Source organism: Streptococcus ovis DSM 16829, from assembly GCF_000380125.1.
Taxonomy (GTDB): Bacteria; Bacillota; Bacilli; order Lactobacillales; family Streptococcaceae; genus Streptococcus; species Streptococcus ovis.
On sequence record NZ_KB904567.1, the window covers coordinates 30,469 to 41,559 of the forward strand.

The following is an 11,091-nucleotide window of genomic DNA, read 5'->3' on the forward strand; positions in this document are numbered from 1 at the left end:
CCATGATTCAAATCGGAAAGATATTTGCAGGGCGCTATCGGGTCGTTCGTCAGATTGGCCGTGGCGGAATGGCGGATGTCTATCTGGCTCGAGATTTGATTTTGGATGGTGAGGAAGTAGCGGTCAAGGTACTGCGAACCAATTACCAGACGGATCAAATTGCAGTCCAACGTTTCCAACGGGAAGCGCGGGCGATGGCAGAGCTGGATCATCCCAATATTGTCCGTATTTCTGATATCGGCGAAGAAGATGGTCAACAATATCTAGCAATGGAGTTTGTGGACGGTCTTGACTTAAAACGCTATATCAAAGAAAATGCTCCGCTATCGAATCAGGAAGCTGTCCGTATTATGGGTCAGATACTTCTTGCTATGCGCATGGCACATACCCGTGGGATTGTCCATCGTGATTTAAAACCCCAGAATGTGCTGCTGACAAAAGATGGCACAGCCAAGGTAACAGACTTCGGGATTGCGGTAGCCTTTGCGGAAACGAGTCTGACTCAGACAAATTCGATGTTGGGTTCCGTTCATTATTTATCACCAGAGCAAGCACGTGGATCAAAAGCTACGGTTCAGAGTGATATCTATGCAATGGGGATTATTCTGTTTGAGATGCTGACGGGACGAATTCCTTACGATGGAGATAGTGCTGTGACGATTGCTTTACAGCATTTTCAAAAACCACTGCCATCAGTCCGCGAATCCAATCCGCAGGTCCCTCAAGCACTTGAAAATATTGTCTTAAAAGCAACAGCTAAGAAGTTAACAGAACGCTACAAGACAGTAGCTGAAATGTATGCAGATTTGTCTTCTTCCTTGTCTGTAAATCGTCGGAATGAAAAACGCGTGCAATTGGCAGACAACAAGGTGGATACAAAAACCTTGCCGAAACTGTCACAGGCAACGGTAGAAGTCAAACGACCACTTGTAAAAGATGAGCCGAAATCTGAGCCAGCACCAACGCCTACAAAGGTACCAAAGGTGAAACGCAAAATGAGAACGCGCTACAAGGTTCTAATCGGTGCAATTTTTCTAGTGATTGCGGCGGTTATAGCTATGTTCCTCAATACTCCAGATACAGTAATCGTACCTGATGTGCAAGGAAAAACACTGGAAGTTGCATCTGAACAAATCGAAACAGCAGGGTTGGTAGTTGGAACAGTGACTGAAGAAGCATCGTCAGATGTCAAAGAAGGAACGGTGCTACGTACGGACCCAGCAGCTAATACTTCAAAGCGTGAGGGCAGTAAGGTAAATATTGTTTTGGCAATGAAGGAAGTGGCTCTTGTACCCGATGTGACGAAAAAAGAATTAGATGAGGCGAAGTCACTTATAGAATCTGCAGGCTTTGTAGTTGGAGCAGTGACCGAAGAAAGTAGTGAAGAGATAGAGGCAGGTTTCGTGATTTCGACAGACCCTGCTGCAAATGCTTCTAAGGTAAAAGGAAGTAAGATTAATCTTGTAGTGTCTAAAGGTATTGAAACTGTAAAAGTTCCAAATGTAGTCGGTATGAAAGCTGATGCAGCAAAATCAGCCTTAGAATCTGCAGGATTTAAGGTTGGTACCACATCAGAAGAATATAGTGAAGACGTAGCAGCAGGCTTAGTCATTTCAACAGATCCTGCTACCAATGTAGAAGTAGCGAAAGGTGCAACGATCAATGTAGTGGTTTCTAAGGGAGCTGCAATTGTGATGCCTGACTTTGGAAGCATGCAACTTAGTTATGCAGAAGCTAGAAGACAGCTCCAAGCACTAGGGGTATCTGTATCTAAGATTGAAAAAGTAGAGGATACGAATTCTCCTGCACCTACCGCAGATTTAGTGGTTAGTCAGTACCCCGCAGCTGGACAGAAAATTGAAGGAACGGTTACACTTTATGTCACTGTTGCTTCGAAGAGTTCGCCGTCAAGCAGTGTACCTGCAACAACTAGTTCCACAACAACTGTTGGATCAAATCCATAAATACAACGAAAAGGAGTCCTTAAGGGCTTCTTTTTCCTACCTTAGAAGGAGGCAATTGTCTTGAATTTTGGTACAATAGGTAGGAAAGGATACAAGTATGAGAAAAATACAGTTTTTTATTTTAATAGAAACGTTATTAATGGTTTTAGCTTTTTTTGACGTGCTCTCGAATGAGGGGGCGCGTGCTATTCTATTATTTGCTGTATTACTATTATTAGCACGTCACTTTACAGGCGGAAAGGGGATGGACTTTTTTCTAGTCAGTGCAGTCAGCCTCATTTTTCTAGTTTTTATGTTGAATCCTTATTTTATCTTAGGGATGTTGTTGACGGCTGTGTACATGCTCGTAAATTTCTTTGCCCGATACGAGAAGCAAAGCCAATACACGCGTGTTCTGCTGGATGAACAGCCTTTGGAAGCAAAACGGGAAAAAAGCCAGTGGTTTGGGAACCAGGAACAGTCTTTTGATCATTATGGATACGAGGACCTCAATCTAATCCGTCTCTTTGGCAATGATATTATTGATTTGGATGAAGCTGCCTTAGTGGGGCGTGACAACATACTTGTCATTCGAAAAACATTCGGTCGCACAAAAATTGTAGTTCCAATTGATGTAGAAGTATCTCTATCTGCTGCGAGCTTATACGGACGTGTTCACTTCTTAGGTTTATCTTATTGGGATTTACGTAATGAAAATTTATCCATTACGAGCCCTGGTTATAGAGAGTCACATAAACGTGTAAAAGTAGTTGTAAACTGCCTGTTTGGTGACGTGGAGGTGGTACGCGTATGATGAAAAAAGGAACTATTTTTCTTCTAGCTTGGTATGCCTTGGTACTTGTTTTTGTTGTGCTCTCTGCAGTCTTACCGTTGCTTCACTATTCAGTGTTGGATCTTTCGTTATGGACATCTTCAGAGCAACTCATTTTTACACTGATTCTACTCGTTGTTATTTTAACGTTTTTCCTAGTGGTGTTGGTACAGACGACTAACTTAGTTGCGACACAGAGTATGAGGCAACAACTACGGACGATTTTAAAAAATAAAAGTATTCGAGGGACGGCAGAGCAAGACCCCTTGCTGTTGGAGTTATCTGATAAGGTGACCAGTCTTACAAGACAAGTACAATTGATTGATAATCAAGATTTAGTGAAAAAAGAAGAAATTGTTGAAAGTGAACGGCGGCGTATTGCACGAGATTTACATGACACGGTGAGCCAGGAATTATTTGCGACAAGCATGATTTTATCCGGATTGACAGGGAGTTTAGCGACGATTTCCCAGGACAATTTGCAACGTCAATTATTAACAGTCAAAGAGATGATTGAGTCTGCACAAAAGGATTTGCGGATTTTACTGTTACATTTGCGCCCTAGTGAGTTGGATGGGAAGAGCTTGGTGGAAGGTTTTGAGGTGATTCTGAAGGAAGTCAGCGATAAGAGTGCTATACAAGTTCATTTTAAGCATGAGGTAACAATATTGCCGAAATTGGTGGAAGAGCACCTCTTTCGCATTGCTCAAGAGATTATCAGTAATACACTTCGGCATGCAAACGCGAAACATTTAGATGTCTATTTAATTCAGACAGAGACTGAATTACAATTGAAAATGACAGATGATGGGGTTGGATTTATTCAGAATGAAGAGCAAGAAATCAGTTATGGCTTGCAAAATATCCAAGAACGGGTTGAAGACATGGCAGGAACGTTAAAAATCCGAACAGCTCCAGACAAAGGAGTGGCTATTGACATTCGAATCCCCTTATTGAAAGGACAAGAAGATGACGAAATTACGAGTAATGTTAGTTGATGACCATGAAATGGTCAGATTGGGATTAAAGAGTTTTTTAAATTTACAAGAAGATATTGAAGTGGTCTCGGAAGCCCACGATGGCGAAGAAGGTTTGAAACTTGCCCTACAAGTTCGACCAGATGTGATTGTGATGGATTTGGTGATGCCAAAGATGACAGGAGTAGAAGCAACACTGGCATTGCTGAAAGAGTGGCCAGATGCGAAAATTGTTATCTTAACCTCATATTTAGATAATGAAAAAATTTATCCAGTATTAGAAGCGGGTGCTAGAGGGTATATGCTAAAAACCTCTAGTGCCGATGAAATTGTTGCTGCAATTCGTAAGGTAGCTAAGGGCGAGTTGGCAATTGAAACTGAGGTGGAAAAGAAAGTCGCTGACCACAGGAATCATCCGGCCTTACATGAAGATTTGACAGCACGTGAACGCGACATCTTAGCCTTGTTGGCGAAGGGGTATGATAATCAACGCATTGCTGATGAGTCCTTTATCTCACTCAAAACTGTCAAAACACATGTTTCGAATATTTTAGCAAAATTACAAGTCAGTGACCGAACACAGGCGGTCGTCTATGCCTTCCAGCACGGTCTGGTAGCGCAGGATGATGAATAGTGGTATAATGGGGCTATTGAAAAAGGAATAGGGGAGTAAAATGGACGCTAAAACGAAGTATAAAGCCAAGAAAATTAAGATAGTTTTTTTTGATATCGATGATACCTTACGGACAAAAGATACGGGTTATGTGCCAGATAGCTTATGCTATGTATTTGAGTCCTTGCGTGCGAAAGGGATAAAGACAGGAATTGCGTCCGGCCGAGCAACTTATGGAGTTGTTCCTGAAATCATGGCTCTTGAGCCAGATTATTTTGCTACAATCAATGGTAGCCATGTTGAAGATAAGAAAGGCAATGTGATTTATAGTCGTCCAATTCCTAAAGAATTGGTCGCAGAATATGTACAATGGAGTCGTGCAAAAGGCTATCCATATGGTATGATGGGCACAAGCAAGGCAGCCTTGTCTGAACGAGTAGATTATGTCAATGATGCGATTGATATTATTTATCCTGGTTTGGAAGTTCTCCCAGATTTTTTCAAAGAAAATGATATTTATCAATTGTGGGGCTTTGAACCGCAGGGGACCGAACTCGTCTTATCAGACGAGTTACAACGCCATTTACGAGCAGTTCGTTGGGAAAAACAAGCAGTAGATATTATTTTAAATGATACATCAAAAGCAGCTGGTGTCGCACAAGTGGTGGATTCTCTCGGTCTAAAACCTGAAAATATCCTAGTGTTTGGAGATGGTCCAAATGATATGGAACTGTTTGATTATGCAGGATTGGCTGTAGCGATGGGAGTTTCAGATCCAGAATTACAGAAAAAAGCAGACTTTGTCACAAAAACAGTAGAAGAAGACGGCATCTTATATGCCTTGGAGGAATTAGGTTTGGTAGAAAAACAATTACATTTTCCACAATTGGATGTGGAAGCAACAGAAGGGCCAGTGGCTACTATTCAGACAAATCATGGAGCTTTGAAAATCAAACTCTTTCCAGAGCAAGCGCCTAAAACAGTTGCTAATTTTGTAGCTCTTTCAAAAGATGGCTACTACGATGGCGTTATTTTCCATCGAATTATCAAAGATTTTATGATTCAAGGTGGCGACCCAACAGGTACTGGTATGGGTGGAAGCTCTATTTATGGAGACCGTTTTGAAGATGAGTTTTCAATGGAAGTGTTCAATATTCGTGGCGCGCTATCAATGGCAAACGCTGGTCCAAATACAAACGGTAGCCAATTCTTTATCGTGCAAAATACTAACCTGCCTTATGCAGCCAAAGAATTGGAACGTGGTGGCTGGCCAGCACCGATTGCAGCCTACTATTCAGAAAATGGTGGGACCCCTCATTTGGATCAACGCCATACAGTCTTTGGTCAATTAATGGACGATTCTTCCTATGATGTTTTGGATGCTATTGCAACTGTTGAAACAGGTTTTCAAGATAAGCCAGTAGAAGATGTTATCATTGAAACTATTACAATTGAGGATTAGAATGAAAATTGGAGATAAGTTACAAGGAACGATTACAGGGATTCAACCTTATGGCGCCTTTATCGACTTGGAAAATGGAACAACAGGGCTCATTCATATTTCAGAAATTAAAACGGGCTATGTTGAAAACATCCATGATACGCTAAAAATTGGAGAACAGGTAGCGGTTCAGATTGTAGATTTGGATGAGTATACAGGAAAAATCAGTCTGTCACTTCGGACGCTTGAAGAGGAAAAACAAACTTTGCCAAGACGCCATCGCTTTACTAGTGACCGTCATAAATTTGGATTTGCTCCCCTAGGGAAACAATTACCAGTTTGGATAAAAGAATCCAAAGAATTTCTACAAGAACGTCAAAAAGAGAGCTAATTTGCAATAGCTCTCTTTTCTTCTTCTTATTCTTATTCAAAATCATACAAGGCTGTTGAAAGGTAACGTTCTCCGTTATCAGGTAAAATAGCCAATACTTTTTTTCCGGTGCCTAATTCTTTAGCAACTTCAATAGCTGCATGAATTGCTGCACCAGATGAAATACCTACAAGGAATCCTTCTTTAGCACCAACACTACGTCCTGTTAAAATAGCGCTGTCACTGGTTACACGAACGATTCCATCGTAAGCTTCTGTATCCAATGTTTCAGGGATAAATCCTGCTGAGATTCCTTGGATTTTATGTGGACCAGGTTTTTCACCAGAAAGAATGGCAGATTCATCCGCTTCTACAGCGTAAATTTTTACATTTGGATTGGCTTTTTTTAGGGCATGAGACACACCTGAAATAGTACCTCCTGTCCCAACACCAGATACAAAGGCATCCAGACCAGTTTCCCCGAAGGCTTCTATGATTTCAACACCAGTAGTCGCCTCGTGGATGGCAGGGTTGGCGGGGTTGTTAAATTGAAGTGGCACCCACCCTCCTTTTTCTTCTGCAATTTCTTGAGCCTTAGCAATCGCTCCCTTCATCCCTTCAGAGCCAGGAGTCAATACTAATTCAGCACCGTATGCTTGAATGATTTTGCGACGTTCAATAGACATTGTCTCAGGCATTACAATAATGACCTTGTATCCTTTTGCGCTTCCAACCCAAGCTAAACCAATCCCGGTATTTCCACTGGTTGGTTCAACAATTGTATCGCCAGGTTTTATTGTTCCAGCAGCTTCTGCAGCTTCAATCATTGCAAGAGCAATCCGGTCCTTTACAGATGAACCTGGATTGAAAGCTTCTAGTTTTACATAGACGTCCGCAGCTCCTTCAGGGACAATATTATTTAATTTAACAATGGGTGTTTTTCCTACTAATTCAGTAATATTCTTATAAATAGCCATTTGGCACCTCCATTTTCTAATGGTACCAGTATACTCTGATAGCCCCTCCTTTGTAAAATATAAAAAACCTATCGGTGTGATAGGCTTTTTTAATGCAAATCCAATTCAACAATCCTAGATTCTGTTTTTCTGGTTGAGACTTTGCCTCTGTAAAATTCTTCTAGGTCTGCCAGTAACTCGTTGACTTTATCTCTGTCAGAATAGACTGTTGCTTCTACTTCTGTTAAAAATTGTGGTTCAAATTCTTCTAATTGATGGTTTCCACGCCAGTTTGCAAATTCTTGGTATTGGGCATAGGACATAGTGACTGTAATCCCCACTTGTTCTTTGACAATAACTTGCCCAATTTCACGGATGGCCTTAGCAACGGCTTCTGTATAAGCACGTATCAAACCTCCAGCTCCTAATTTGACACCACCGAAATAGCGAGTGACGACCGCAACAACATTGGTCAATTCATTATTTTCCAACACTGTCAACATAGGAACGCCAGCTGTACCAGACGGTTCCCCATCATCAGAGGAACGTTTAATGTCTGAGTTTTCTCCTATAATAAAGCAAGAGCAGTTGTGATTTGCTTTATAATGCTCTTTTTTAATCCTGGTGATAAACTCACGTGCTTCTTCTTCAGTTTTAACTCGCTTTACGTGGCAAATAAAACGCGATTTTTTAATTTCTTCTTCTACAAGGCCATCTTTTTTAATCGTCTTAAATTCTTTCATAGCATGATTTTACTAATTTTCAACTCAGATAGCAAGTTTTCTGCGAATTAAATAAGTGATGAAAGATTTACAAGACTATTACGGAAGATTATTTACTAAATACCAATTGTCCAAAGAAGAGCGAAAACAGGCAAAAGAATTCCCTTCAACATCTGATAATACCTGCCCACGTTGTGCAACCCCATTTTTAGAAGAAAATCGCCTACCCAATGGTGCCTATTATTGCAGAGAGTGTCTGTTGCTGGGACGAGTCCGATCAGACGAATCCCTCTATTATTTCCCTCAGAAAAGTTTTCCTTCTCAATGTTCGTTAAGATGGGAGGGGAAACTGACAGAGTGGCAGGCGCAGATTTCTGACGGACTGTGTCAAGCTGTTGACAATAAGACAAGCAGCCTCGTGCATGCGGTGACAGGAGCAGGTAAAACAGAAATGATGTATAGAGCTGTCGCGAAAGTTATTGACAAGGGCGGTGCTGTCTGTATTGCCAGCCCGCGAGTGGATGTCTGTATCGAACTACAGAAACGTTTGTCTAGTGATTTTACATGCGCGGTTGCACTTTTGCACGGTGAATCAGAGCCGTATTTTCGTACACCTCTTGTAGTGGCAACGACTCACCAACTCCTAAAGTTTTATCAAGCGTTCGACCTTTTGATTATTGATGAAGTGGATGCCTTTCCATATGTAGATAATCCAATGCTTTATCGTGCAGTTGCACAGTCTGTCAAATCAGATGGGCTAACTCTGTTTCTGACGGCTACCTCTACAGATGCACTAGATAAAAAAGTCAAACGTAGAGAATTGCAACGTCTAAGTCTGCCTCGTCGGTTTCATGGAAATCCCTTGGTTGTACCGAAAAAGGTTTGGCTCAGTAAATTGGCCAGTAAACTAAAGCAACAGAAGCTTCCGAGCAAGCTAAAAAACCAAATTGCCAAGCAACGCAAGACCCAGTATCCTTTGCTGCTTTTTGCTCCAGAAATCGAGATGGGAGAACAATTGGCTAATGTGATGCAAAAAATCTTTTCAGAAGAAAAAATTGCCTTTGTTTCCAGCCAGACAAGAGACCGTCACGAACTGATTTGTGGTTTTAGAGAAGGGGAAATCACAATTTTAATATCCACTACTATTTTAGAACGAGGAGTCACTTTTCCGTGTGTGGACGTAATGGTAGTTGAAGCGCATCACTTTCTATTCACTTCTTCCTCACTGGTGCAGATTGCTGGAAGAGTTGGTAGAAGCATGAAGCGGCCAACAGGCGAATTGATATTTTATTCTGAGGGTACGACACGATCGATTGAAAAAGCCATTAAAGAAATTAAAAGAATGAATCAGGAGGCAGGATTTGGATAAATGCATGCTTTGTCAAGAAAATGTAAACAAACGAAGAAGTTTCACAGACTTGATTTTTTTGAAGAATAAAACCAATACAATCTGTACAGAATGCATGACAAAATTTGAAAAGGTAAGCAACAGTGAGAAAAGCTGCCAAAGATGCTGCAAAAGAGGAACAGAAAAAATCTGTAAGGACTGCTTGAGATGGGAAAAAGAGGGGTATATCGTAGACCATCATTCCTTATATAGCTACAATCAACAGATGATGGAGTATATTAGCCGCTATAAATTTCATGGAGACTATTACTTGAGAATGGTATTTGCAACAGAACTACGCAAAGCTTTAAAAAAATGGCCAGATTACACCATCGTTCCTATTCCACTCAGTGATAAACGGTATAAAGACCGAGGATTTAATCAGGTAATTGGACTATTGGAAGGAGCTGGAGTTCCTTATAAAAGTATATTGAAAAAAGAACATTCGGAAAAACAATCAGAAAAAACAAGGCAAGAACGTCTTGCAACAAAACAATCATTTTATATTGATGAAGGGGAGAAAATTCGAGACAAAATTTTATTAGTTGATGATATTTATACAACAGGGGCAACATTGAAGCTTGCTAGAGAACTATTTGTGAAAAACGACGAGAAAATTGTCAAAACTTTTTCACTAGCAAGGTGAGAAAACGCTTGCAAAATATTCTTGAAATGATATAATAAGAGTGAACAAAGGCGAAAGCCAAGAAAGAGGTACTTATATGATTAAATTTAGTATTCGTGGAGAAAATCTCGAAGTAACAGATGCTCTCCGTTCATATGTTGAAGAAAAAGTAGCAAAAATTGAAAAATATTTTAATGCAGATCAAGAGTTAAATGCCAAAGTAAATCTCAAGGTTTATCGCGAAAAAACTGCAAAAGTGGAAGTAACTATTCCACTCGGTTCCATTACGCTACGTGCAGAAGATGTTTCGCAAGATATGTACGGATCAATTGACTTAGTGGTAGATAAGATTGAGCGTCAAATCCGTCGCAACAAGACAAAGATTGAAAAGAAAAATCGCCAAAAAGTTCCAACTAGCCAAATCTTTACTGAAGAACTAGTTGAAGAAACAGAAGAAGAAGTAAAAGTAGTTCGCACAAAACAAGTAGATTTGAAACCAATGGATCTTGAAGAAGCAGTCTTACAATTAGAATTACTCGGTCATGATTTCTTTATTTATACCGATGCAAAAGATGGAACAACAAATGTTCTTTACAAACGTGAAGAAGGCGATTTAGGTCTATTAGAAGTTCGTCAATAAAGGATAAAACAGTATGAAACAAATAAGACCCTGGAAGAAATTGGGGTCTTATTTGTTTGTGGTGAAAAAATAATGAAAAAAATAAGAAAAAGTTGTTGACAACTCAAAATAAGTTTGATAAACTATTACAGTTGTCTGGTGAGAAACATAGACAACACAAAAACATCGAAAAGAATTTTTAAAAAAAATTCAAAAAAACTGTTGACAACAAAACAGAAAGATGTTAAACTGTAAAAGTTGTCGAATGAGACAACGGGTTACAAAAAAATCAAAAAAGTAGTTGACGACGTCGATGAAATCTGATAAAATAATAATCCGAACAAGACCTTTGAAAATTAAAGAAGACGAACCAAACGTGCAGGGTGATTTATAGGAATATAAATCGTCAATGAACAAAAAAAACAATAAACGGATAAGCCAGAGTGCTTAGCCGGACAAACAATTATTTTAAATGAGAGTTTGATCCTGGCTCAGGACGAACGCTGGCGGCGTGCCTAATACATGCAAGTGGAACGCAGTTAATTCACCGGAGCTTGCTCCACCGAATTGACTGAGTCGCGAACGGGTGAGTAACGCGTAGGTAAC

At 40.2% G+C, this 11,091-nt stretch carries 11 protein-coding genes and 1 rRNA gene; 10 read left to right on the forward strand and 2 right to left on the reverse strand.

Features of this window, described 5'->3' with window-relative positions; all coding sequences use genetic code 11:
* Positions 1-2: 2 nt before the first annotated feature.
* The 6 genes from pknB to A3I9_RS0104235 all read left to right on the forward strand — a co-directional run bounded on the left by pknB (position 3) and on the right by A3I9_RS0104235 (position 6,197).
* Positions 3-1,964 carry a Stk1 family PASTA domain-containing Ser/Thr kinase gene (gene pknB, locus A3I9_RS0104210; RefSeq protein ID WP_018377810.1) on the forward strand — a complete coding sequence of 654 codons (1,962 nt, stop codon included), beginning with the start codon at positions 3-5 and terminating at the stop codon, positions 1,962-1,964.
* Positions 1,965-2,061: 97 nt separating this feature from the next.
* On the forward strand, positions 2,062-2,757 hold the full coding sequence (liaF, locus tag A3I9_RS0104215) for a cell wall-active antibiotics response protein LiaF (RefSeq protein WP_018377811.1): 696 nt from the start codon (positions 2,062-2,064) through the stop codon (positions 2,755-2,757).
* The gene (locus A3I9_RS0104220) at positions 2,757-3,773 is read left to right on the forward strand and encodes an envelope stress sensor histidine kinase LiaS (RefSeq protein WP_026217321.1); all 1,017 of its coding nucleotides are present in this window, start codon (positions 2,757-2,759) and stop codon (positions 3,771-3,773) included. Before liaF ends, A3I9_RS0104220 begins: the two co-directional genes overlap by 1 nt.
* Entirely contained in the window at positions 3,745-4,386 is a 642-nt protein-coding gene (locus A3I9_RS0104225) for a response regulator transcription factor (RefSeq protein WP_026217322.1), read from the forward strand. The genes A3I9_RS0104220 and A3I9_RS0104225 overlap by 29 nt, the downstream gene beginning before the upstream one ends.
* Before the next feature lie 40 nt (positions 4,387-4,426).
* Positions 4,427-5,827 (forward strand): Cof-type HAD-IIB family hydrolase, encoded by a 1,401-nt coding sequence (locus A3I9_RS13800; protein ID WP_018377814.1) that lies wholly within the window; start codon positions 4,427-4,429, stop codon positions 5,825-5,827.
* A 1-nt stretch (position 5,828) separates the two neighbouring features.
* Positions 5,829-6,197 (forward strand): S1 RNA-binding domain-containing protein, encoded by a 369-nt coding sequence (locus A3I9_RS0104235; protein WP_018377815.1) that lies wholly within the window; start codon positions 5,829-5,831, stop codon positions 6,195-6,197.
* A gap of 32 nt (positions 6,198-6,229) precedes the next feature.
* On the opposite strand, the gene cysK is transcribed toward A3I9_RS0104235, so the two are convergent.
* Positions 6,230-7,153 (reverse strand): cysteine synthase A, encoded by a 924-nt coding sequence (gene cysK / locus A3I9_RS0104240; RefSeq protein WP_018377816.1) that lies wholly within the window; start codon positions 7,151-7,153, stop codon positions 6,230-6,232.
* A gap of 89 nt (positions 7,154-7,242) precedes the next feature.
* Positions 7,243-7,875: a YigZ family protein gene (locus A3I9_RS0104245; RefSeq protein WP_018377817.1), complete on the reverse strand. Its 633-nt coding sequence runs from the start codon at positions 7,873-7,875 to the stop codon at positions 7,243-7,245.
* Between the two features lie 58 nt (positions 7,876-7,933).
* Between A3I9_RS0104245 and A3I9_RS0104250 the strand changes: the two genes are divergently transcribed.
* From A3I9_RS0104250 to A3I9_RS0104265, 4 genes are all read left to right on the forward strand, one after another.
* The gene (locus A3I9_RS0104250) at positions 7,934-9,223 is read left to right on the forward strand and encodes an ATP-dependent helicase ComFA (RefSeq protein WP_018377818.1); all 1,290 of its coding nucleotides are present in this window, start codon (positions 7,934-7,936) and stop codon (positions 9,221-9,223) included.
* Positions 9,216-9,887, forward strand: coding sequence for a ComF family protein (locus A3I9_RS0104255; RefSeq protein WP_026217323.1), 672 nt, complete (start codon positions 9,216-9,218; stop codon positions 9,885-9,887). The genes A3I9_RS0104250 and A3I9_RS0104255 overlap by 8 nt, the downstream gene beginning before the upstream one ends.
* A gap of 76 nt (positions 9,888-9,963) precedes the next feature.
* A complete protein-coding gene (hpf, locus tag A3I9_RS0104260) occupies positions 9,964-10,506 on the forward strand; it encodes a ribosome hibernation-promoting factor, HPF/YfiA family (protein ID WP_018377820.1) in 543 nt (180 codons plus the stop codon).
* Between the two features lie 447 nt (positions 10,507-10,953).
* Positions 10,954-11,091: ribosomal RNA gene (locus A3I9_RS0104265) — 16S ribosomal RNA — on the forward strand; the annotation flags it as partial.